This is a genomic window from Chryseobacterium sp. GP-SGM7, from assembly GCF_049166575.1.
Taxonomy (GTDB): domain Bacteria; phylum Bacteroidota; class Bacteroidia; order Flavobacteriales; family Weeksellaceae; genus Chryseobacterium.
This window is the reverse complement of the sequence record NZ_JBMHFF010000001.1, coordinates 757,932-780,577: the sequence shown is the minus strand read 5'-3', so window position 1 is coordinate 780,577 and position 22,646 is coordinate 757,932. Positions and strand designations below refer to the sequence as shown.

Below are 22,646 nucleotides of genomic sequence, written 5' to 3'. Positions count from 1 at the left end.
CTATTCCTTAATATAACTAAACAAATATCCAGCTTCCATCATCCAGCTTCAAACAAAAAAATAAAAATAATTAACAATGAAAAAAATAAAAATTTTAGAATTAACAGTAGGTTTACTTTTATTCGGAGCTTGTAATTCTCCAAAAAAAGATGACCCGAATTTCATAAAAGTCGGAATTACATCCGGACCTGAGCAACAGATTGCCGAAACTGCTAAAAAAGTAGCTAAAGAAAAGTATAATCTTGATGTGGAACTGATTTCTTTCAACGATTATGTAATTCCCAATGAGGCACTGAATAACGGCGATATTGATGCAAATGCTTTTCAGCATGTTCCTTATCTGAACGAACAGTCGAAACAGCGTGGTTATAAATTAGCTGTTATCGGAAATACATTTGTCTATCCGATTGTGGCATATTCCAAAAAGATAAAAAATATCAGTGAACTACAAAACGGAAGTACCATTGTAATTCCGAATGATCCGACAAATGGCGGTCGTTCTCTCCTACTTTTGCAGAAAAATGGATTATTAAAATTAAAAGATGGAATCGGATTATTACCAAAAGTAACCGACATTGCTGAAAATCCGAAACAATTGAAAATTCTTGAAATTGAAGCACCACAGCTTCCAAGAGTTTTGGATGATAAAGAAGTGGTGATTGCGATTATCAATAATAATTTCGCTGCTCAAGCCGGATTGGACGCTGATAAAAACGGAATATTTAAAGAAGATAAAGACTCACCTTATGTGAATGTCGTAGTTTCAAGAGAAGACAATAAAAATGAAGATAAGGTAAAAAATTTCCTGAAAGCATATCAGTCTAAAGAAGTGGAAGATAAAGCCCGAGAGATTTTTAAAGGTGGAGCTGTAAAAGGCTGGGAATAATAGTTATTGGCTGATCGTTGTTAGTTGATTGTTATTAACAATTTCCTTTCCCTGAAAGCTTAGATTTTTATAGGCTAAGCTATAAACTTTAAACTCTGAACTTGTAAGAGATTCTATTAACCTGTTGTGCATTTATAAATTTGTTTTACTTCAGTAAGTGAAACGCCTTTGTTTATCTTTAAAAAGCTTTTTTTGATTTAAATTCTTTGTTTTCCTTTGCGATAAAATAAACGCAAAGTTAAACAAAAAAAACTCAAAAACTATGCTGAAATAAAGTAGAACAAGGGCGCTTCGCTTATCAAATAAATACAAGTTTTTGATTTTCAGCTCGTTTAATATTTTCCCATAAATGCACAACAGTTTATATTATTATTATTTGCAAACATCGTTTCGGACAAACCTTTGCTTCCGAATCGGTGTTTTTTTATAAAATAGATTATTAACTTTAAAATTCTCCGTGCTGAATTGACATATTGTCTAATCGGTTAAATCTTTTAAGGTACAAATCATTAATTATTCTCATTACGGTGGTTAAAAATAACCATTTCATAAAATATTTATTTTCTCAATTTGAGATAATAAATATTTTATCTATTTTTGTAAGCAATTAATAAAGAGTTTTTTATGTTGAAGAGAACTATACTGTTAAGTTTATTTACGCTTATATCTGCCTCTGCTATGGCTCAAAATACAAAAATTCCTGTTTACCTGGATGAATCAAAACCAGTAGAACAACGAATTCAGGATGCACTTTCCAGAATGACACTGGAAGAAAAAGTAGCAATGCTTCATGCACAGTCAAAATTCAGTTCTCCAGGAGTTCCGAGATTGGGAATTCCTGAATTCTGGACAACCGACGGTCCACACGGAGTTCGACCTGAAGTAATGTGGGACGAATGGGATCAGGCCGGATGGACAAACGACTCCATTATCGCCTATCCTGCGCTAACTGCTCTATCCGCAACTTGGAACAAAAAAATGTCCTGGAACTATGGCAAAGCTTTAGGTGAAGAAGCAAGATACAGAAAGAAAGACATTCTTTTAGGACCCGGAGTGAATATTTACAGAACGCCTCTCAACGGAAGAAATTTCGAGTACATGGGAGAAGATCCATACCTGACTTCAAAAATAGTTGTACCTTATATTCAGGGAGTTCAGTCTAATGGAGTTGCAACTTCTGTTAAGCATTTCGCTTTGAACAATCAGGAAATGTTTCGTCATACAAGCAATGTGATCGTTGACGACAGAACATTATACGAAATTTATCTTCCTCCTTTCAAAGCAGCGGTTACAGAAGGAGATTCTTGGACGATTATGGGCGCTTATGATATGTACAAAAATCAGTATGCAAGCCAGAACAAATATCTTTTAAATGATATTCTTAAAGGAGAATGGAAATACAAAGGCGTGGTGGTTTCTGATTGGGGAGCTGTAAATAATACCGAACAGGCAATTCACAACGGACTGGATGTAGAATTCGGAAGCTGGACGAACGGTCTTTCTGCCGGAACCAGAAATGCTTATGATAATTATTATTTAGCAAAACCTTATTTAGATTTAATTAAATCAGGAAAAGTAGGTACCAAAGAGCTTGATGATAAAGTAACCCGACTTTTACGTTTGGCATATAAAACAACGATGAATACCAAAAAACCTTTCGGAAACATCGCTTCAGACGATCATAAAGCAGTGGCAAAAGAAATTGGAGAAGAAGGAATTCTTTTGTTGAAAAACCAAGGAAATATACTTCCTATTGACATCAATAAAGCTAAAAATATTGCCGTAATCGGTGAAAATGCCATTAAAGTAATGACTGTTGGTGGTGGTTCATCTTCATTAAAAGTAAAATATGAAACTTTACCTTTAGACGGAATTAAAGCAAAATTTGGTAAAAACTCAGATGTACAATATGCGAGAGGTTATGTGGGAGATGTTGGTGGTGAGTACAACGGTGTAAAATCTGGACAAGACCTGAAGGACAGCCGTTCGCCTGAAGAATTATTAAATGAAGCTGTTGAATTAGCCAAAAAATCTGACTATGTAATTTTCGTAGGTGGATTAAACAAATCTGACTTTCAGGACAGCGAAGGAAATGACAGAAAAAGCTATGGACTTCCCTACAATCAGGATAATGTAATCTCAGCTTTAGCAAAAGCAAATAAAAACTTCACTGTAGTTTTGATAAGTGGAAATGCTGTTGCAATGCCGTGGATTAAAGAAGTTCCATCAATCGTTCAAGGTTGGTATCTAGGTTCTGAAGCAGGAAATTCTATGGCTTCAATTCTATCTGGTGATGCAAATCCTTCCGGGAAACTCCCTTTTACATTCCCGGTAAAGCTAGAGGATAATTCAGCGCATGCGATGGGAGAATATCCCGGAAACAAAGAAGAGTTGGCTGCAGGAAAAGGAAAAGATCAGAAAAATCCTATCAACATAAAATACAACGAAGGAATTTTCGTAGGATACCGTTGGCACGACACGAAAAAAATCAAACCTTTGTTCAGCTTCGGTCATGGTTTAAGCTACACCACTTTTGAGTTTGGAAAAGCAAAAGCTGATAAATCAACAATGACTCAGGACGATACAATTACATTTACTGTTTCTGTAAAAAATACAGGTAAAAAAGCAGGTGCTGAAGTAGCTCAATTGTATATTACCGATGTAAAATCTTCTGTTGAACGTCCTTCAAAAGAACTGAAAGGTTTTGAAAAAGTATATTTAAATCCAGGTGAAGAGAAAGAAGTGACTTTCACCATCGACAAATCTGCTTTAAGCTTTTTTGATGCTCAAAAGCACGATTGGGTTGCAGAACCTGGAGATTTTGAAGCACAGATTGGAAATTCATCTGATGCTATAAAAACTAAGGTAAAGTTTAAACTACAATAATTTATTCATAATAAAGAAACTCCCCGAAACTTAATAAGTTTCGGGGAATTTCATTTTTTCGTTTTACTTCGAAGACTAACGGATCATCGTATTAAAGATTCTGATCCTCATGCTTCCCTTCATTAATCTCTTCAACCATTTTAGCATTAAAAGCAGGAAGATCTTCCGGAGTACGGCTGGTTACCAATCCGTTATCTGTAACAACTTCGCTGTCTTCCCATGCAGCTCCTGCATTTTTCAAATCAATACTTATAGAATCTACAGAAGTCATTTTTCTGCCATTTACAGCACCTGCGCTAATTAATATTTGAGGACCGTGACAAATTGCCGCTACCGGTTTATGCTGATTGAAAAAATCCTTTACAAAAGATAAAGCCGATTCATTTGTTCTTAACTGATCCGGATTGATAACTCCTCCCGGTAAAACCAATGCATCATAATCTGAAGCGGAAACCTCATCTAAAGTTTTATCTACATTATATTCCTGTCCCCAGTCTTTTTCTGCCCATGCTTTGATAGTTCCCGATTTCGGACTTACAATATGCGCTGTCCAGCCTTGTTGTTCCAAATGTTGTTTTGGAGATTTTAACTCACTTTCTTCAAATCCATGCGTTGCTAAAATTGCAATTTTTTTAGACATAATATTTTATTTTTGGTATTATGCTATTGACCAAGAAAATATAATGCCGTGAGTTTGGGATGTGGTATTTAAAAAATGTTAAAAAAAATTGATTGATGGTTGTTACGTTTTGGTTATACGCATTTTTTTATTGAAGGTTAAAACTTCCAACACCGAGCCTCCAACATCCAGCTATAATAATTAGCTGTATAAAAATGACTAATCCGAACTTCCGCAAAAAGCTCTTCTTTGAAATCTTATGTCTGAAAATCATCATTCCTAAAACAGCACCAATTGTTCCTCCGAAAAATGTAAAAACCAATAAAGAAAATTCTGAAATTCTTCTTTTATGATAAGCAGCTTTCCATTTGTCCAGAGAATAAACGGCGAAAGTGATGATATTAATGATTAAAAGTACATAAAACATGATGGCAAATCTAAAACAAAAATAAACATCAAAAAATACGCTATCTCCCCATTTCAACAATATAAAAATTTTTACATTTGTTCCTTAAAATAATCAATGACAGTAAAGGATTTGGTGGGCAGCTATTCTGTTCAGGGAAATAATCAGGAGGCAGGTGAAAAAATAAGTTATCATGGCATTTTAAGATTATCTCTTGACGAAAACAACCGTATTATTGCAAAATGGCTGATTGGCGAGCATATTCAGAATGGTACAGGTTTTTATAAAGACCAGATTTTAGTTATTAATTTTAATTATGAAGGTGAAGATCAATATCTTTACAAAGGGGTTGCCGTTTATCGATGTGTCAACGAAAATACATTAGATGGATTTTGGTCGGAAAAATATGGTGATCCTATGTATTTGGGGAGTGAATATTGTACCAGAATTCAGAGCTGATTTTAAAAAAAAGAACACTCCTTATAAATCCTGCTCTATCGAATTTTCATCCAGCATATTTTGCTGTTTCTGCTTCTGCATATTTCTGAAATTTTCTTTGTATTCAGGTGCAATGCTTGTCCCCATACTTTCAAGGGTTCCGACCATGTTACTGCTGAAATTCTTTTTTGCTTTCAACAAATCAGATGCAGTAGTTTGTTTAGCATTGTCGTATCGAAGTTTACTCACTGAAAGTACCTGATCTTTTAAATTACTGGTTGATACAGATTTTATCAATTCAAAATCATAATCTCCTTTTTGATCTGATATTTTAATAATCAGCCCAGGCAATCCCGAGAATTTATACGGACCATATGATAACGGGACTTCGGTAGAATATCATGCCACCCAGTTTCAACCTTTATATGTAATCTCGGCTTTTTTACATTTAAAAGAATTAATAACTTTTGTTTCATCAATAAGCTTCCAGTGAGCTATGGGTGATTCTTGATAAGAAAGTACCGTCATCCCTACTCTTTCAAAGTATTTAATGTTTTGATTAGACTGCTTTATCGTATAAGGAAATTTCGTTCTCGGAAAAGACTTCCCTCTAAAATCTGTACTCTGGGCTGCACCTAAAGTAGCTCTCTGAAATTCACTCTGAAAGATGGAGTCAAACTTTAAAGCTTTATCACTTATAAAATATGCTTTATCACTGAGCACCTGCAATCTGAAAAATTCTTCGTGGGTAAAGTCGGGAGTTGATTTGTATATTTTACCTATCAGCAGATACGTAAAGTCTGCAATAAGCGCATCTTTTTTATCTGACTGCGAATAAGAAATTATAAATAAAAAGAACGCTAGAAATACTGAGTTTTTTTTTGAAATATTCATATGATTTGTAATAAAGTAAAATGCACTTGTAGCGAGGCTACAAGTGCAATTATATTTAAAATTCTTCAACCTTGCACTGCGCATTACAAATTTGAATAGTGATAAATAAGTTAAATGGATTTATTTTTATAAATTAGGACAGCTCATTTGAGATCCTTATATCTATCTTCTTACCATTTAATTTTGTCTCTTTGAGGTTCGCCCTCAGACAGTGATGAATTATTTGCCGAGCTATTATAGGCATTTGTGTTTTCTTGAGTTTTTTGCTCAGTCTTATTCATCTGGAGTACTTCGCTGTTTTTTTCAGATATCACTGATAATTCTTCAACTTCCCTACAACTGAGTGCAGAAATTGAGGTCATTATTACTATTAATATTGAGATAAACTTTTTCATATAATTATTTAATTTAAAAGCTTATCCCGGCCGGGACAGATGTCTGTTTGAATTCTGCTGCTAAGGTATAATCCATGCACCAGCGAAAAAAAAGAAACAAGTCCTTACTCTTAAATCCAGGATAAATGACGTCCTAATCTATAAATAAGGACGAATGGAATAATGTAATCAACTAACAATCAATAATTTGAAAAATGATAATATTTTAATTTAAAAACTCGATTTATGAACCGTTTTTAAGTCCTAATTATTAGTTTTGTAGAATAATTACAAATCACCTCCAACATAATGTTATTACGAAAGTGTTTTTTGGTCTTTTTGCTCCTATTTTTATTTAATTATGGAAAATCAAACAGTCGGGAAACTTATGAAGAACTGAAAAAAAGCTATGAAAAGTTTGATGAAAACGACAAAAAAGCGTTAAGATTTGTATCACTGTATCTAAAAAAAGCAAAGCAAGAAAAAAATTACTTTGAGCTTAAACAAGGTTATGAAGATTTTTCTTACTACTCTCCCGATAAAACAACGAAACTAAAATATTCCGACAGTGCAATTGTATCGGCAAAAATGTCTGCAAACAACGATTTAATATCATCTGCATACCTCTATAAAGGAAGTCTGTATCATTTTTACGGAAAAAATTACCAGAGTGCCTTAGATTTGTATCTGAAAGCTTATCAACACTCTAAAAATACCAAAGATGAATATCTTAAGTATAAAGTGCTTTACCAAATGGGGCTCGTGAAAAACTATCTTGGATATTATGAGGAAGCTGCTGAACATTTTAAGGAATGCGCACAATATTTCGAACCAAAAACAAGAGGAAACTATCATCCTAACATAATCTATAACTCAACCAAAGGATATCTCAACAGTTTGCATCAACTTTCTTTGTACTATCATCAAAGTAAAGACTATAAGAGCGTAGATTCTATTAATCTTATCGGACTGAATCTGTCGTCTCAATCTAAAGATTATGTGCTCGAAAAAGCCTATTTTCTTAAATCTAAAGGAATTTTGGAATACAATACAAGAAATTATAAAAAGGCCGTAGAAAATCTTAGCAGCGCTATCGCAATTTTGAAGAATAACGATGATTTCTACTGGTCTTCTGTTACCAGTTATTATATTGGAAAAAGTTATCTGGAATCCGGAAAGGAAAATGCTGCCATTAATCACTTTACCAAGGTAGATTCGATATTTCAGAAGAAAAATTTTATAGTACCTGAACTTCTTGAAAACTACAATTTTCTGATAAATTATTATCAGAATAAAAAAGATTACACAAAAGAGCTTGAGTATTCGAAGAAGCTTTTAAAAGCCGACAGTATTCTTAATAAAGATTTTAAGTATTTATCATCAAAAATACATAAAGACTACGATAAAAAAGTTTTAGAGGAAGCTAAAATCAAGCTGGAAAGTAAAAATAACTGGAAAATCGCGGCCATCATATTTCTTCTCTGTGCATTAATGATATTAACATTAATAACCAGAAATTATTATAAGAAAGGAAAAATTATAAATTTAAAATACCATGATTTAGAAAAAAGGCTGTTGCTACAAACTAAGCCTGTTTCATTATCATATGAGAGCATCTCTACAGTCGGAAAATCTGTAATGAATGAGAATGTATTTTTAGATTTACAAAAAAATCTGCAAAAATTTGAGAACAACAATGAATTCACAGAAAAAGGCCTTACCCTGTCGTTACTTGCCGAAAAATTAAATACAAATACTTCTTATTTATCTCAGTTTATCAATGAAACAAAAGAAATGAATTTTAACCGGTATCTTTCCAGTCTCCGCATTAATCATATTACTAAGCAGATGTATAAAAATCCTAAATTTCTACTGTTAAAAGTTCAGGGTTTGGCAGACGAATGCGGAATTGGTTCGCGACAAAATTTTTCAGATTTGTTTCAGGAAATCAATGGAATTCGCCCGACAGATTTTATAAAACAGAGAAAAAAAGAACTTGAAGAAACAGCTTCACAAAATGTGATTATTTCGTCTTCCTAAGTATAGTTTACCATCACATATGCTCTAATTTTTCTTAGTTCAGATAATTTTGAACCCTATACTCATTTTCCATTATCTTTTTAAACTCTTCTTTCATAAATCGGTTTTTTGAGAAGAATTTCAGGTTAACGATTTGTTTTACCATAAATTGGGAAATTTAAGAAATCAAGAAAAACGGTAATTGTGACCTGATCGCATTTTGTATTAGTTTTTATGGGTGATTGGTATATTGATTTTTCATTTCGTGGCAGAATTTTCTGTATGACCCGATTATGACAGCTTACTTTTGACTTATTTTAGAATAATAATTCAAAATCTGTTTTTTTATATTTGAAAAAATTTAAATTGAAAATTTAATATTTTATTTAAGTACCACATCATTATTCTATGGCTTAATTATTGCCAAATCTCTTTCACCACCAAAAAAATTTTGATATGATTACAATACTTAATGATGCCCCTGAAAATGTTGCCGCATTTAATGCTACTGGAGAAATCAACAGAGAAGATTTTGAAAATCTTGTCATTCCACACGTTAAAAATAAAGTCGCAAAGTTTGATGAACTGAATTACATGCTGTATCTGGATACCGACCTAGAAAATACAGACATAAAAAGCTGGCTTACAAATTCTCTTTCACAAATCAATACCATTTCTAATTATAATCGAGCGGCCATCGTGAGTAGTAATGAAGATGCAAATAAATTTAGCGATATAGATGGATTCAGTAATTTTAAATTCTTCTCTAAAGATAATGTTTATCACGCGCTCTATTGGTGCAATAATGGCAATGAGCCTGAAAAATAAAAGACCTAATCTCAGAGTTTAACCTAAGTTAAAAATATTCTGTAAGAAAACTATTTTACTGTATAAAGTCGGGAAAAATCATGAAAAGTCTTTTTCACTAGCTGTGAGAGAGACTTTTTTTTATTTTTTCAGAATAGCTATTTTAAATCTACTTCCAGTAATTCCAGTTGATGCCATCGAAAATTGCTATAGAATTACTTTTCGTGTCATAACACATCATTCCGGGGTAAGGATTAATAACTGTAAGATCCGGATTCAATATATGAGGAAGAACCAATGCTTTATCAGCTGCTTCTAACACCAACACTCCTTTGGCAGAGCTTGACGAAGCACCTATGATGACGCCTTTACCGATCTCGCTACCTGCAAAAGGAACTAATGTTAAAATATTTCCTTCATCAGACATGTCTTTCCATGCACTGTTTTCGTAGAATCTGACCTTTTTTGTCAGCCTGTCGAATATAAATGTACCGTTTTGAACATTGCTTGTTGCAGAACCTGCCGCTCCAAAATTTGGAGTGTCAAGAACAGCGGGTAAAATAAGGCCTTTTTTATTAGCAGTAGTATTATCGGTTAATACATTTGAGGTGTTCCCATCAAATTCTATAATAGATCCTATTCCTGATATTCCTGTTTTTCCTATTCCTATCTGGGCATTCAAAGTAAATATGAACATAATGGCCATCAATAACAAAGTTTTTTTCATGTGTGTAGAATTAATCGTTGCAGCTTCTTTTAATACAGTTCCATACAGAACCATTGAATAGTTTAATACACTGAGAAGCAATGTCGTAGATAATCATTCCTTTTTTTGGTTCAGAAACTGCAGAAGAATTCGAAACCCTTGTGATAACCATTCCTTTATCTGAAGAATTGAGAGCCAGAAAACCATTTGGAATTCCACCTTCGGCATTCGTAGGTCCGACCGGCCAGTTTTTAAATCTTTCTGAAAGAGTAGAAATGCCGAGATTTGTGGTGGATGGGGTAACTCCTGTTGTTCCCGGTTTATAACAATAATCTACCGAAATATTGATGGATGCAATATTGCTTGATAATCCTGCATTATCTTTAATGGTGTACTGCACCACAGATGCTGTGTTAAAAAAATTATTGACGGGAGTAAATGTTAAAATTCCGGCATTATCAACAATCCAGGTTCCCTGATTAGTAATAGTAAATCCTTTTGTATTACCTCCTGAAGTGGAAATATTGGATGCTCCAGATGGGGCAACCAGGTTGATGCTTGACGGAATAAGTATTCCACCATCAAAATCGCTGTCGTTAGTAATAAGATTAAATGTTTTGTATACATTTTTGGGAGCTGAAAAAGTATCATCCCCTGCAAAAGGAGCTCTGTTGATTCCGAAATTATTTCCTTGTGAAGTGCCGTTTGTAAATGTTGTAGGAATGACGTTATTTGTATTACTAAGGCTATTGCCTACCACAGAAAATCCTGAAGGAACTTCCAATTCCACCGTGAAAGGTCCTGGATAGGTATTGGTATTAATATTATCGAAAAAATAAAATCCTGTTGAAGACGTTGTGGTTGTACGGAATACAACCCCGTTATTAAGCAGTCTTACTGTAGCTCCTACGTATGGATTTCCATTGGGAACTCCTGCATCATTATCATTATAAACATTGCCGGCAACACTCGCTGCAAAAGTAATAGATTCTTCATTGTAGGCACCGATAAATGCTAAATCTGAAGTCCCCGAAAAAGTCTGTATCAGTTTTACTGCCTGTGTATAGTTGCTGGTTGTAATACCAAACTCAGACCAGTCGGCAGCTAAAACTCTCACTCCACGTACACAGGTACCGGTTCCCGATGTTCCGGAAACACCTGGAGCATAAGCGGGAGGATTAACGTTAGCATTATAAAATTTCCAGCATGCATTTCCAATAACCGGCACACTGTTAAAAGCAACGTTATAAGGAGTTCCTACTACAGCGTTTGAATCATTTATAAAATAAAAACTGTCGGGTGCGCCTGAAGGGTCTCCCATTTGAGTAAAGATAAGGTCAGGAATTCCGTCACCTATTGAAGACTGCACAATCCCCATCGTGTTGAGGCTTATACTAGAACCTGACGGGATATTAAATAAAGCGGTTCCCAAGTCTAACCCCTGAATACCATCTGACAAATATGATATTAAATTGTTATTAACCGGAACGGGAGTAATGTTACCGTTTCCGCCATACATTTGCCCTACACCAATAAAAGTGCTACCATTAGGTGAGGGAATATTATAAATAGGCAATGCAATGAAAGTTCCAGGTGTAAAAGATATTCCGTGGGAAGTTAATGTAGCATTATTAACACCTGTACTATAAGTTTTTGGCTGGTGCGCAGTACCGGTTCCGTCTGCATCCCAAGTAAACGCAAGAAGATTATGGCTATTGTTAGGTTGAATTGCTGTGTTACTATCCCAATACCCTGAAAAATCAGAATAAATTCTCGAGACATGGTGCTGAGCCAGTAAATTACAGGAAATACTCAGTCCTGCAAGAACCAAGAAATGCTTTATCATCAAAATTTCAGTTTTCTAGGATGCTAAAATAAAGATTTCGGATTCCGAAGTGAATTATATTTTGTTAAATTTTTCAATATATGAATATTGTCATAAAGACAGTTTTTTAACATTTATTTCATTGAATTATGAAAAATTCATCATGCTAAAGTACTTTATATGAAGCTTTCACAGGATGATACCTCAAGTTTAAAATTAATTTACATTTTATCAGCTTTACCGAAAATAATAATTATCTTTAAAAAATAGTCAACAAAATGAAAGATTGTTATTATAATTATTCATTATGAAAGGTCAAAGTTTTTTTGTATTTTAGTTATTCAAACTAATTTAGAATCACATCATTCTCCAAAAACCATGAAGAAAATAATTTTCCTGTTATCAGTTTTCACAACCCTGCCTTTTTTTTCTCAGGTTAATGAAAGTACAAATCATTTTAAAACAATAAGAGAGGCAATGGGTGACCTTAATAAAGACGGACTGCAGGATAAGGTGCTTCTTTCTATGAATACAAAAGATGTAACTCAGCCACTAAAGCTTCAGATATTTTTTTTGGGTCAGGATAGAAAATTCAAATCTGCTTTTAGTTCTACAGAAGTTTTCGATCCGCAATATCCTGATGGAAAATACGGCGGGAATCAGATTTCTGATATACATATCGAAAACAATAATCTGATTATTTACAAAGAAATCGGTGATGTAAAACATGAGGAAACTTTCCGTTTCAACAAAGGAAAATTTGAGCTGATTGCAGTTTCGAAAATATATTGGGACGGCAAAGAAACAACTGTTGATACTAAAATTGATCTTCTTACAGGAACTATCACCGAGATTACTCAGATTTTAGGTTCAAAAAAAGCAAAGAAAAATCGAAAGAAAATTACCGTTAATACTCTTCCCACGCTTGATAATATTAAATCTTATAAACATGAATTTAATTAAAAGCTTTAATTTTCTGAAACAAAAAATAATATTGTAATCAGACAATTCAATAATATAAAAATTAAAAACCTCAACTTTTAAAGCTGAGGTTTTTAATTTATACTAATTTCAGTGAGGAGTGTGGGCTTTTTCGTAAATAATACCTTGTTCTTTTAAATTTGCCCAAAACTCTTTCGGAATCTCTGCCTTCCATCCTTTTACATTATCCACAACCTGTGATGGAGTACTCGATCCCGGAATAACAGATACAAATTCATCAGCCGCTAAAACAAACTGTAATGCCGCGTGAATGATATCTACGTCGTATTTTCTGGCAGTTTCAAGAATTTTTTTTCTTTTTTCTTCCATCCCTTTCGGAATAACATCTTTATAATTATAGCGCGTTCTGCCTGCAATATAACCTGAATTATATCCTGCTCCCGAAACCAGTTTCACTCCTGCTTTTTTAACGGCAGGCAACAGACGGTCAACGGCATCCTCATGCTCAAGAATTGAATATTGTGTCGCTGAAAGACAAATATCCGGGTCTGCACTTTCAAGACAGTCGAGAATAGGTTCAATTTTATTTACCCCCATTCCCCAAGCTTTGATAATTCCTTCATCCCGAAGTTTTGATAATGTTTTAAAAGCTCCTTTTCTAGCCTGTTCAAGAAAATAATCATACCGGTCACCCACCTGATCCTCAGACAAATCGTGAACGTAAACAATATCAATGTGACCTAATGAAGTTCTTTTCAGACTTTCCTCGATAGACCGTTTAATCGCATCTTCAGTATAATCATGTTTGAAATCGTAGTACAATGGTGCTTTCCACATCGTAAGCGGAACTTCTTCTTCCTCAACTTCCCTAAAAAGCCTTCCTACTTTGGTTGAGAATAAAAAATCGGCTCTGTTTTTATGTTTCAGAAAATCTCCGAAACGTCGCTCACTTTTTGTAAGTCCGTACCACGCACGGAGAAGTATCATAATATCTAATTCCTTCATTCCATGCAGCCTCTAAAACGCTTTGTGCCTGCTCATCGGTTATTTTTTCAAACGCTGTTCCGATTGCTACGCCTCCCAATCCCAATGCGTGCTCTTCTGTTATAATCTCATTTTTCATATTGAATATTTTATTGTGATGATAACAGAAGTGCAAACACTGTGCTGATAAAGGCAATCGCCTTTTTTAGTTTAAAATTTTAATAAATATTTAGGATTTCTCAAAAAACTTTTCAGGGGTAATCGGTAAATCCCTGAAACGTTTTCCCGTTGCATTAAAAACAGCATTGGCAATCGCGGGAGCAACTCCGATAATTCCAACTTCCCCTAAACCTTTTGCCCCACTTGGATTGATATTAGGATCAGGTTTATTTATGAACGATACTTCAATAATCGGAGCATCCGCATTCACCGGAAAATGATAACCTGCTAAATCGTTTCCAATCAAACCTCCTAATCTTTCGTCAATCAGCTGTTTTTCCATTAAAGCCATCCCGATTCCACCAACTGCAGCTCCTGTAATCTGATTGGTTGCAGGCTTCGGATTAATAACTTTTCCGCCATCTACCACGGCGACCATTTTTTCAACAACAATTTTTCCTGTTTTGGAATTTACCCTTACTTTACAAAAATGCGCTGCGGAAGAACAGAATGAATATTTTGATCTTTCATCTCCGGGGCCAGAACTCGCTTCCACTTCCAAAAGTGTCAGGTTATTTCCTTCCCATATTTTTTGATACGGAACAAAATGTTGTCCTTTTGTTTTCAAAGAAACTCCGGTATCAGAAAGAAGAATATCTTTTGCCGTGGCATTTTTATACGCTGAATCTGAAGATGCAATATATTCCGAAAGTTTCAGCTTTAAGGCATCAATTACAGCAACAACAGCTCCACTGATGGAAGACATTCCGGTACTTCCGCCCTGACTTCCTGCAGGTGGTAAATCTGAATTTCCAAGCTGTATTTTAATTTTAGATTTTGGTATTCCTGTTGCATCGTGAAGAATATTCATCATTCCGGTTCCAGTTCCTGTTCCAATGTCGGTCATTGCAGTCTGAAGGATGATATTTCCTTCTCTATCCATCACGATTCCTGCACTGGCTTTATTTCTTCCGGCATTCCACATTCCGACTGCCATTCCGTAGCCGATTTTCCAGTCACCATCTGTTTCTGAGTTGGGAATTACCTTTCTTTGATTCCAGCCGATCATTTCAGCTCCTTTCTGGATGGCTTCTTTTAAATAATTGGTCGACCATGGCAGACCTGTATCCGGATTTTTATGTAAAGCTAAATTTTTATATCGCAATTCTGCAGGATTCATTTTAAGCTGATAGCTCAATTCATCAATGGCTGATTCCACTGCAAAATCTCCTGTACAGTCGCCCGGACCACGCATCCAAGTTGGTGCACTGAGATTGAGTGGGACAACAGCGTTTTCGGTTTTTAAATTATCAAACTGATAAATCAATCTTGTGACACGGGTAATTCCGTCACTGAAAGGATCGTAAATAGCACAACCATTTTTTGCCTGATGATGAATTCCAAAAATTTTCCCTGTAGAATCTGCTCCAAGTTTAATTTTTTGCCATGAAGCAGGTCTGTAACCTACTGAATGAAACATCTGAGGTCTTGTAAGCATTAATTTTACAGGACGGTTAACCTGTTTTGCTCCCAAAACAGCAGCCAAAACATGAGGCCAGACTTTTAAGCCTGAGCCAAAACCGCCGCCAACAAATTCACTGAATACCTGAATATGATCAACAGGTAAGTTGAAAAGTCCTGAAATTGTTTTCTGAACACCATTCACCCCTTGACTCTTGTCGTATAATTTTAATTTATTTCCATCCCATTGTGCAATGGTGGTGTGCATTTCCATCGGGTTGTGAACTTCTTCTGCGATATTATATTCCTGCTCAACGGTGAAAGGCAGATTTTTCCACGCATTAAGATTTCCTCTTTCTTTTCCGGCAGGTTTTAATTCTGTGTTAATTCTTGCTTTGTTAAAATCAACTTCAAAAGGAGCTTTTTCATACTCTGCTTTTACCAAAGAAGCAGCATACACCGCTTCTTCAAAAGTATTTGCAATTACCAAGGCAATCGGCTGACCTTTGAAAAAGACTGTATCGGTATGAAAAACCGGTAATCCGAATTTTGATTCTTTTATTTTGGTTTCATCTGCAAAACCGGGAACTGCAGGCTTTTTAAGATGCGAAATAATATCTAAAACTCCTTCTGCCTGTTTTGCCAAATCAAGCTGTAAAGATTTAATTTTACCTGAAGGAACTTCACTTGTCACCAATACGGCATAACAAATGTTGTCCACTTCATACTCTGCTGCATATTTTCCTTTTCCGGTTACTTTTGCCAAAGCTTCTACTCTTCCGTCAACAGGAATCGGATATGCTTCTGTTTCGTCAAAAAATCCCATTCTTTTAATTTTAAATTGAAAATTTTTTAATTATTTAAGATTTCAGGCTGTTTTGAAGAGCCGTTTCAATAGCACCTTTCAGCATCGGAATTTTATATCCGTTTTTTGAAAGAGGTTTAATATTTTCTGTTGCGATTGAAGCCGCTTTTGCAAATGTTTCTGCGGAAGCTTTTTTCCCTTTCAGATAATTTTCAGCTTCGTACCAACGCCAAGGTTTATGGGCTACTCCGCCTGAAGCTAATCTTGCTTCAATGATTTTATCTCCTTCCAAATGTAAAGCCGAAGCAACCGAAACCAATGCAAAAGCATACGAAGTTCGCTCCCGAAGTTTTACATAAGCAAAATTTTTCGAGAATGGCTCAATCGGAATTTCGATATGGGTAATCAAAGCATTTTGAGGAAGTATATTATCCATTAAAGGCGTATTTTCCGGCAGTTTATGAAAATCTTTAAAAGGAATTCTTATTTTCTTTTCATTCTCAGAAGTTGCAAAAACCTCCGCATCAAGCGCTGCAAGTCCAACACATAAATCGGAAGGATGTACCGCAACACACTGTTCATTATACCCAACCAAAGCGCTCAAACTATTCTCACCCTTCAACGCACTACAACCACTTCCCGGATTTCTTTTGTTGCACGGCATTGTCACATCATAAAAATAAACACATCTTGTACGCTGCAGCAAATTTCCTGCTGTACTTGCCATATTTCTAATTTGCGGTGAAGCTCCTGCCAAAACTGCTTTTGCAATCAGTGGTGTATGTTGAAGAATATTTTTATCGGTTGTTAATGCCGTATTTCTAACCATTCCACCGATGCTGATGTTCTTTTTAGACATATTTATTTCATTGGAAATAGCCGAAGTAATGTCTATTAAAGCATCCGGTTGAGCAATATTTTTTTTGAGTAAATCAACCAGGTTAGTTCCTCCCGCAATAAACTGCGATTTTTCGGTCTTTGAGCGTAATGCAGCATTTATGTTGGCTGCTTTTTCAAAAGTATAAGGTTTCATTGTGCTGCAACTTTTTGGATGGATTGAACAATTCCGTTATAAGCTCCGCAACGGCAGAGATTTCCGCTCATAAATTCCTTTATTTCTTCTACCGATTTTGTATGCCCTTCTTTTACACAGGCAACAGCAGACATAATCTGTCCCGGTGTACAATATCCGCACTGAAAACCGTCACATTCAATAAAAGCTTCCTGCATCGGGTGAAGTTGTTCTCCGTTTGCCAATCCTTCAATTGTTGTAATCTCTTTTCCGGGAACCATAACCGCCAAAGTAAGACAGCTTAAAGCCCGTTCTCCATCGATATGAACTGTACAAGCTCCACATTGACCGTGATCACATCCTTTTTTTGTTCCTGTAAGATTTAAATCTTCTCTCAAAACGTCTAAAAGCGTTGAGCGGGAATCACTTTTTAGTTCATATGATTTTTTATTGACGGAGATTTTAACAGGAAGCACGGTCTTTTTCGGAAGTATAAACGTTTTCACATCATTGTAAAAAGCTTTGACTGACGTTGGTATTGCAGCCAGTAAAGCTGCCATTGCAGAGGTTTTGAGGAACAGCCTTCTGCTGTAATTTGGTTTTTCAGGCATTGCGGTAGAATTTTAAATTCAACGATATGAGATTTTAGTAAAAAAATAATCTCATATCTTTCAAATATACTTAAATAATAAGCTGTAATTTAGACTTTAAACTAATTTAGAGATAAACAAAATAAGAAAATTTGATGCACAATCATAATATAATTCATCAAAAATACAGTTGAGTCTTTCAATTGATTTTAGCTTGAAATTTCATTGTGTTCTGATAAAATATTTCAACTCAAATAAACACAAAAAAGACTGCCTTTCGACAGTCTTTTCATTTACTTTTTATTGAGAAGAGAAATATAATCTCCGTATCCCTTTTTTTGCATTTCAGCTTTCGGAATAAATTTTAATGAAGCTGAATTGATGCAGTATCGAAGTCCGCCTTTATCTTTCGGCCCGTCATCAAAAACGTGACCCAAATGTGCATCTCCGGTTTTGCTTCTTACTTCAGTTCTCGTCATTCCGACTGAGTTATCAACTTTTTCATCAATCAACTTTTGACTGATTGGTTTTGAAAAACTTGGCCATCCGCAACCTGATTCAAATTTATCGGTTGAGATAAATAAAGGTTCACCTGTCGTAATGTCTACATAAATTCCTTCACGGGTTTCGTCCCAATATTCATTCTGGAAAGGTCTTTCCGTATCATTTTCCTGGGTTACCTTATACTGTTCGGCAGTTAATTTTTGTTTTAAAACGCTTTTATCCTGCTTTTGATATTTTACTTCACTTTTCTTAGGAAGCGGGTTTGCATTTCTGGCCTCTTCAAAAAGACCAGGTTCAATGTGGCAATATCCGCCCGGATTTTTATCCAAATAATCCTGATGATAATCTTCAGCTTTATAAAAGTTTTTTAACGTAATCGTTTCTACTACAACCGGCTTTGAATAATTTTTCGCAAGTTTAGCTACTTCACTTTTTACGACTTCACCCGTATTGTTATCGGTGAAATAAATTCCGCTTCGGTAGTTGTCACCTACATCATTTCCCTGTCTGTTCAACGTGGTCGGATCAATTGACTTAAAATATAAATCGATCAATAATTTCAAATCTACCTGATCAGCATCATATTTTACTTTTACTGCTTCCGTAAAACCAGTAGTATGACTGATTACCTGCTCATAAGTTGGGTTTTTAATTTTCCCGTTAGCGTATCCCACTTCCGTTCCTACCACTCCTCTTACCTGCTGAAATAAATGTTCGGTTCCCCAAAAACATCCGCCTGCAAAATAGATTTCTTTTACATTTCCTGCATCCATGATTTTCTCATTTTCTTTTTTAGTTTCAGTGGATTTCTTTTTGTTTAAATCTCCACAGCTTGTTGCAAATACTGCAATTCCCAGAATTAATCCGAGAAATATAAATAGGTTCTTCATTTTTATTTTTCTGTTCATTTTTAAATTTTTGATTTATGTTGAATCCGCAATTTCTTATTGCAAATTTCAGACTAGATGTAATGTAAATTCAGTGATAATTTCTATACAATTTATAGTATATTTTCACTGATTTAATCGCATTAATATATACGAAAACTTAGATGATGCGGATTCGATTTTGTTAAACCTGTTAATCAAACCTTCAAGGTTTTTGAAACCTTGAAGGTTTAGAAAGAAAATTCCTCTTTCGTCGAAATGACAATTTTTGTAAGTATACCCTAAAAACCTTAGCCCCGATTGCAGCTTTGTCTGAGCTCATTTTTTGAATTTGGTGATGACATTGCAGATGTGGAATTCAAAAAATAACGAGTGCGGAAAGCGGGAAATAGCTTCTGAAAGAAAGGATGCTGGAAAATGGATGCTAGAAGTTTACATGATTGAAAACATTTTTCTTTATGAATTACTTTAGAATCTGATAAAAAAGTAAGTATTAAATATTTGATATAAAATCGGACAAAAACATTAAATTTGCAAATCAAAAAAAGCTAAAAGCCAAAAGCAATTAGCCAAAAGCAACAAATATGACTTCACAGGAAATAAGACAACAGTTTTTAGACTTTTTTCAATCGAAAGGACATCTCATCGTTCCTTCTGCACCGATTGTGCTGAAAGATGATCCTACCTTAATGTTTTCCAACTCTGGAATGACGCAGTTCAAAGATTATTTTTTAGGATATAAAGAGCCTAAAGCCTCAAGAATTGCCGATACACAGAAATGTTTAAGAGTTTCCGGGAAGCATAATGATTTGGATGATGTGGGTCGTGATACGTATCACCACACGATGTTTGAGATGTTGGGAAACTGGTCTTTTGGTGACTATTTCAAAAAAGAAGCCATTTCTTGGGCTTGGGAATTGTTGACTGAAGTGTATGGAATTCCTAAAGAAAATCTTTACGTAACCATTTTTGAAGGTGATGCTAAAGAAAATCTTGAAAGAGATACCGAAGCTTACGATTTGTGGAAACAGTTTGTTTCTGAAGACCGTATTATCAACGGAAACAAAAAAGATAACTTCTGGGAAATGGGTGCAAGCGGACCTTGCGGACCATGTTCAGAAATTCATGTTGATTTAAGAAGTGCAGAAGACAAAGCTAAAATTTCAGGATTGGAATTGGTGAATAACGATCATCCACAAGTGGTAGAAATCTGGAATCTGGTATTCATGCAATTCAACAGAAAAGCAGACGGTTCTTTGGAAAATCTTCCTGCAAAACACATCGATACCGGAATGGGATTCGAACGTCTTTGCATGGCTTTACAAAAGAAAGAGTCTAATTATGATACAGATGTTTTCACTCCTTTAATTGCTAAAGTTGAAGAACTTTCAGGTAAAAAATATACAGGAATTTTAACGGACGAAAAAGACATCGCCATCCGCGTTGTAGTGGATCACATCAGAGCAGTTTCTTTTGCAATTGCAGACGGACAGCTGCCTTCCAACGGAGGAGCAGGTTACGTGATCAGAAGAATTTTAAGAAGAGGAATTTCTTACGCTTATAGATTTTTAGACCGAAAAGAACCTTTCCTTTATCAATTGGTTGCTGTTCTTAATGAGCAAATGGGCAAATTTTTCCCTGAGCTTGAAAAACAGCAGACTTTGGTAACCGAAGTGATCAAAAGTGAGGAAGAATCTTTCCTGAGAACTATTGAAACAGGATTAATAAGAGTTGATAAATTAATTCAGCAGACGATTTCTGAAGGTAAAAAAGTATTGCCAACAGAAGAGGTTTTTGAATTGTATGACACGTATGGGTTTCCAGATGATTTAACGAGAATTATTGCGGAAGAAAAAGGCTTAACTATTGATGAAGCAGGATTTGAACAGGCTTTAAACGAACAAAAGAAACGTTCAAAAGCCGATTCTGCTCAGAAAGTATACGATTGGGTAACTTTAGAAGAAAAACCCGAAAACTTTGTAGGTTATGATACATTTGAATCTGAAACCTACATTACAAGATACAGAAAAGTAGAAAATAAAGACGGAGAGTTTTATCAGGTTGTATTGAGTGAATCACCTTTTTATCCTGAAGGTGGTGGACAAATAGGTGATAAAGGAATACTTGAAAATGCAGTTGAAAGCTTAGAAGTTTTAGAAACTAAAAAAGAAAACGGATTGATCATTTCATTAATCAACACACTTCCGAAAGATGCAGGAGCTGTTTTCTATGCTAAAGTAAATGCAACGGAGAGAAAAAATTCTCAGTCTAATCACTCGGTAACGCACTTGTTGCACGAGGCTTTAAGAGAAGCTTTGGGAACTCACGTGGAACAGAAAGGCTCATTTGTTGGTCCGGATTATCTGCGTTTTGACTTCTCTCATTTCAGTAGAATGACTGAGGAAGAATTGACTTTGGTTGAAGAGAAAGTCAATGCAAAAATTAAAGAAAACATTGCGCTTCAGGAATTCAGAAATATTCCGCTTCAGGAGGCGATTGACAAAGGTGCAATGGCTTTATTTGGCGAAAAATATGGCGACAGCGTGAGAATGATTCAGTTTGGAAGTTCGAAGGAACTTTGTGGTGGAACGCACGTAAAACACACCAGTGAAATCGGTCACTTCAAAATTGTTTCTGAGAGCTCTGTTGCAGCTGGAATCAGAAGAATTGAAGCCATTTCAGGAGACAAATCTGAGGAATATTTCAACAATTTAGAAAAGCAGATTCATGAGCTTTCTCAATTACTGAAATCAAAAGATGTTGTAAAATCGATTGAAAAATTAATCGAAGAAAACACTTCATTGAAAGCTGAAGTTGAAGGTTTCAAAAAAGAAAAAGCAAAAGGCGAAATCGGCGACTGGAAAGGTGCGTACGAGCAAAAAGGAGATAAATTACTTTTAGTAAAAAGAACTTCCCTGGATGCCGGTTCAGTGAAAGATATTGTATTTCAGTTGAAAAAAGAAATCCCGACTTCAATCACGGTTGTTCTTTCTGACGCAGACGGAAAACCAATGATTACCGTGGGTGTTTCCGATGATTTGGCAGGAATTTATCAGGCAGGAGCATTAATTAAAGATTTAGCAAAAGAAATTCAGGGCGGCGGCGGCGGAAATCCGGGCTTTGCAACGGCAGGAGGTAAAAATCTTGACGGTTTGGAAAATGCTTATCAGAAGGCGTTTAATATTTAATTATTTCTTATGAAAATATTACCACATTGTGGTTTCTAAAATATTTTGTTATCGAAACGTACTACTAACAAATCCCGTTCAGTCTTTGAACGGGATTCGTTTATAATAAAATGAATTCATGGTAATTTCGATCAGAGTTTTCTGAAAATTTATATTGTTTTTTTTATTTGAGTGTAAATTTTGTTTTTCAGTTCATCTACTTTCCATACAAGATTACTCTCCAATGAATTTATTATCAAACTGTCAAAGATCAA

The 22,646-nt window shown here is 35.1% G+C and carries 18 protein-coding genes and 1 pseudogene; 7 read left to right on the top strand and 12 right to left on the bottom strand.

All coding sequences use genetic code 11. The features are described 5' to 3' along the window. Positions 1-76: 76 nt before the first annotated feature. Both metQ and ACOOWA_RS03495 read left to right on the top strand, forming a co-directional pair. Complete coding sequence (gene metQ, locus ACOOWA_RS03500) at positions 77-886, top strand: methionine ABC transporter substrate-binding lipoprotein MetQ (RefSeq protein ID WP_421373241.1); 810 nt, start codon at positions 77-79, stop codon at positions 884-886. A 624-nt stretch (positions 887-1,510) separates the two neighbouring features. Beyond that, positions 1,511-3,772 carry a glycoside hydrolase family 3 C-terminal domain-containing protein gene (locus ACOOWA_RS03495; RefSeq protein ID WP_421373240.1) on the top strand — a complete coding sequence of 754 codons (2,262 nt, stop codon included), beginning with the start codon at positions 1,511-1,513 and terminating at the stop codon, positions 3,770-3,772. Positions 3,773-3,863: 91 nt separating this feature from the next. On the opposite strand, the gene ACOOWA_RS03490 is transcribed toward ACOOWA_RS03495, so the two are convergent. Beyond that, the gene (locus tag ACOOWA_RS03490; RefSeq protein ID WP_421373239.1) at positions 3,864-4,412 is read right to left on the bottom strand and encodes a type 1 glutamine amidotransferase domain-containing protein; all 549 of its coding nucleotides are present in this window, start codon (positions 4,410-4,412) and stop codon (positions 3,864-3,866) included. 127 nt (positions 4,413-4,539) lie between these two features. Continuing rightward, positions 4,540-4,818: a DUF1294 domain-containing protein gene (locus tag ACOOWA_RS03485; protein ID WP_421373238.1), complete on the bottom strand. Its 279-nt coding sequence runs from the start codon at positions 4,816-4,818 to the stop codon at positions 4,540-4,542. A gap of 96 nt (positions 4,819-4,914) precedes the next feature. On the opposite strand from ACOOWA_RS03485, the gene ACOOWA_RS03480 reads away from it, so the two are divergent. Next, positions 4,915-5,256, top strand: coding sequence for a hypothetical protein (locus ACOOWA_RS03480; protein ID WP_421373237.1), 342 nt, complete (start codon positions 4,915-4,917; stop codon positions 5,254-5,256). Positions 5,257-5,277: 21 nt separating this feature from the next. Here the strand turns inward: ACOOWA_RS03480 and ACOOWA_RS03475 are convergent. Then, positions 5,278-6,129 (bottom strand): annotated as a pseudogene (locus ACOOWA_RS03475) (GLPGLI family protein). A gap of 170 nt (positions 6,130-6,299) precedes the next feature. After that, a complete protein-coding gene (locus ACOOWA_RS03470; protein WP_421373236.1) occupies positions 6,300-6,524 on the bottom strand; it encodes a hypothetical protein in 225 nt (74 codons plus the stop codon). 288 nt (positions 6,525-6,812) lie between these two features. On the opposite strand from ACOOWA_RS03470, the gene ACOOWA_RS03465 reads away from it, so the two are divergent. Both ACOOWA_RS03465 and ACOOWA_RS03460 read left to right on the top strand, forming a co-directional pair. After that, positions 6,813-8,543, top strand: coding sequence for an AraC family transcriptional regulator (locus ACOOWA_RS03465; protein WP_421373235.1), 1,731 nt, complete (start codon positions 6,813-6,815; stop codon positions 8,541-8,543). A 435-nt stretch (positions 8,544-8,978) separates the two neighbouring features. Next, the gene (locus tag ACOOWA_RS03460) at positions 8,979-9,350 is read left to right on the top strand and encodes an STAS/SEC14 domain-containing protein (RefSeq protein WP_421373233.1); all 372 of its coding nucleotides are present in this window, start codon (positions 8,979-8,981) and stop codon (positions 9,348-9,350) included. A gap of 148 nt (positions 9,351-9,498) precedes the next feature. On the opposite strand, the gene ACOOWA_RS03455 is transcribed toward ACOOWA_RS03460, so the two are convergent. Beyond that, a complete protein-coding gene (locus ACOOWA_RS03455; protein WP_421373232.1) occupies positions 9,499-10,110 on the bottom strand; it encodes a hypothetical protein in 612 nt (203 codons plus the stop codon). Further along, positions 10,067-11,881 (bottom strand): Ig-like domain-containing protein, encoded by a 1,815-nt coding sequence (locus tag ACOOWA_RS03450; RefSeq protein ID WP_421373231.1) that lies wholly within the window; start codon positions 11,879-11,881, stop codon positions 10,067-10,069. The genes ACOOWA_RS03455 and ACOOWA_RS03450 overlap by 44 nt, the downstream gene beginning before the upstream one ends. A gap of 357 nt (positions 11,882-12,238) precedes the next feature. Here ACOOWA_RS03450 and ACOOWA_RS03445 point away from each other — a divergent pair, with 357 nt between their 5' ends. Further along, positions 12,239-12,823 (top strand): hypothetical protein, encoded by a 585-nt coding sequence (locus ACOOWA_RS03445; protein ID WP_421373230.1) that lies wholly within the window; start codon positions 12,239-12,241, stop codon positions 12,821-12,823. A gap of 108 nt (positions 12,824-12,931) precedes the next feature. On the opposite strand, the gene ACOOWA_RS03440 is transcribed toward ACOOWA_RS03445, so the two are convergent. The 6 genes from ACOOWA_RS03440 to msrB form a co-directional block, all read right to left on the bottom strand. After that, positions 12,932-13,789, bottom strand: coding sequence for an aldo/keto reductase (locus ACOOWA_RS03440; protein WP_421373228.1), 858 nt, complete (start codon positions 13,787-13,789; stop codon positions 12,932-12,934). Next, positions 13,749-13,982: a hypothetical protein gene (locus tag ACOOWA_RS03435; protein ID WP_421373226.1), complete on the bottom strand. Its 234-nt coding sequence runs from the start codon at positions 13,980-13,982 to the stop codon at positions 13,749-13,751. Before ACOOWA_RS03435 ends, ACOOWA_RS03440 begins: the two co-directional genes overlap by 41 nt. A 33-nt stretch (positions 13,983-14,015) precedes the next feature. Next, the gene (locus tag ACOOWA_RS03430) at positions 14,016-16,232 is read right to left on the bottom strand and encodes a xanthine dehydrogenase family protein molybdopterin-binding subunit (RefSeq protein WP_421373225.1); all 2,217 of its coding nucleotides are present in this window, start codon (positions 16,230-16,232) and stop codon (positions 14,016-14,018) included. Between the two features lie 34 nt (positions 16,233-16,266). Further along, on the bottom strand, positions 16,267-17,244 hold the full coding sequence (locus tag ACOOWA_RS03425; RefSeq protein ID WP_421373223.1) for an FAD binding domain-containing protein: 978 nt from the start codon (positions 17,242-17,244) through the stop codon (positions 16,267-16,269). Continuing rightward, the gene (locus tag ACOOWA_RS03420; RefSeq protein WP_421373221.1) at positions 17,241-17,834 is read right to left on the bottom strand and encodes a (2Fe-2S)-binding protein; all 594 of its coding nucleotides are present in this window, start codon (positions 17,832-17,834) and stop codon (positions 17,241-17,243) included. Before ACOOWA_RS03420 ends, ACOOWA_RS03425 begins: the two co-directional genes overlap by 4 nt. Before the next feature lie 272 nt (positions 17,835-18,106). Then, entirely contained in the window at positions 18,107-19,207 is a 1,101-nt protein-coding gene (msrB, locus tag ACOOWA_RS03415) for a peptide-methionine (R)-S-oxide reductase MsrB (RefSeq protein ID WP_421374642.1), read from the bottom strand. Between the two features lie 581 nt (positions 19,208-19,788). On the opposite strand from msrB, the gene alaS reads away from it, so the two are divergent. Then, positions 19,789-22,392: an alanine--tRNA ligase gene (gene alaS, locus ACOOWA_RS03410; protein WP_421373220.1), complete on the top strand. Its 2,604-nt coding sequence runs from the start codon at positions 19,789-19,791 to the stop codon at positions 22,390-22,392. Positions 22,393-22,646 lie beyond the last annotated feature (254 nt).

Bases quoted from the DNA above. Each gene is read 5' to 3' on its own strand.
- ACOOWA_RS03445 (WP_421373230.1), top strand. From the start codon at position 12,239: ATGAAGAAAATAATTTTCCTGTTATCAGTTTTCACAACCCTGCCTTTT.
- ACOOWA_RS03455 (WP_421373232.1), bottom strand. From the start codon at position 10,110: ATGGTTCTGTATGGAACTGTATTAAAAGAAGCTGCAACGATTAATTCT.
- ACOOWA_RS03495 (WP_421373240.1), top strand. From the start codon at position 1,511: ATGTTGAAGAGAACTATACTGTTAAGTTTATTTACGCTTATATCTGCC.
- ACOOWA_RS03450 (WP_421373231.1), bottom strand. From the start codon at position 11,881: ATGATAAAGCATTTCTTGGTTCTTGCAGGACTGAGTATTTCCTGTAAT.
- ACOOWA_RS03420 (WP_421373221.1), bottom strand. From the start codon at position 17,834: ATGCCTGAAAAACCAAATTACAGCAGAAGGCTGTTCCTCAAAACCTCT.
- ACOOWA_RS03440 (WP_421373228.1), bottom strand. From the start codon at position 13,789: ATGATACTTCTCCGTGCGTGGTACGGACTTACAAAAAGTGAGCGACGT.
- ACOOWA_RS03425 (WP_421373223.1), bottom strand. From the start codon at position 17,244: ATGAAACCTTATACTTTTGAAAAAGCAGCCAACATAAATGCTGCATTA.
- alaS (WP_421373220.1), top strand. From the start codon at position 19,789: ATGACTTCACAGGAAATAAGACAACAGTTTTTAGACTTTTTTCAATCG.
- ACOOWA_RS03430 (WP_421373225.1), bottom strand. From the start codon at position 16,232: ATGGGATTTTTTGACGAAACAGAAGCATATCCGATTCCTGTTGACGGA.
- ACOOWA_RS03470 (WP_421373236.1), bottom strand. From the start codon at position 6,524: ATGAAAAAGTTTATCTCAATATTAATAGTAATAATGACCTCAATTTCT.
- ACOOWA_RS03465 (WP_421373235.1), top strand. From the start codon at position 6,813: ATGTTATTACGAAAGTGTTTTTTGGTCTTTTTGCTCCTATTTTTATTT.
- msrB (WP_421374642.1), bottom strand. From the start codon at position 19,207: ATGAAGAACCTATTTATATTTCTCGGATTAATTCTGGGAATTGCAGTA.
- ACOOWA_RS03460 (WP_421373233.1), top strand. From the start codon at position 8,979: ATGATTACAATACTTAATGATGCCCCTGAAAATGTTGCCGCATTTAAT.
- metQ (WP_421373241.1), top strand. From the start codon at position 77: ATGAAAAAAATAAAAATTTTAGAATTAACAGTAGGTTTACTTTTATTC.
- ACOOWA_RS03485 (WP_421373238.1), bottom strand. From the start codon at position 4,818: ATGTTTTATGTACTTTTAATCATTAATATCATCACTTTCGCCGTTTAT.
- ACOOWA_RS03490 (WP_421373239.1), bottom strand. From the start codon at position 4,412: ATGTCTAAAAAAATTGCAATTTTAGCAACGCATGGATTTGAAGAAAGT.
- ACOOWA_RS03480 (WP_421373237.1), top strand. From the start codon at position 4,915: ATGACAGTAAAGGATTTGGTGGGCAGCTATTCTGTTCAGGGAAATAAT.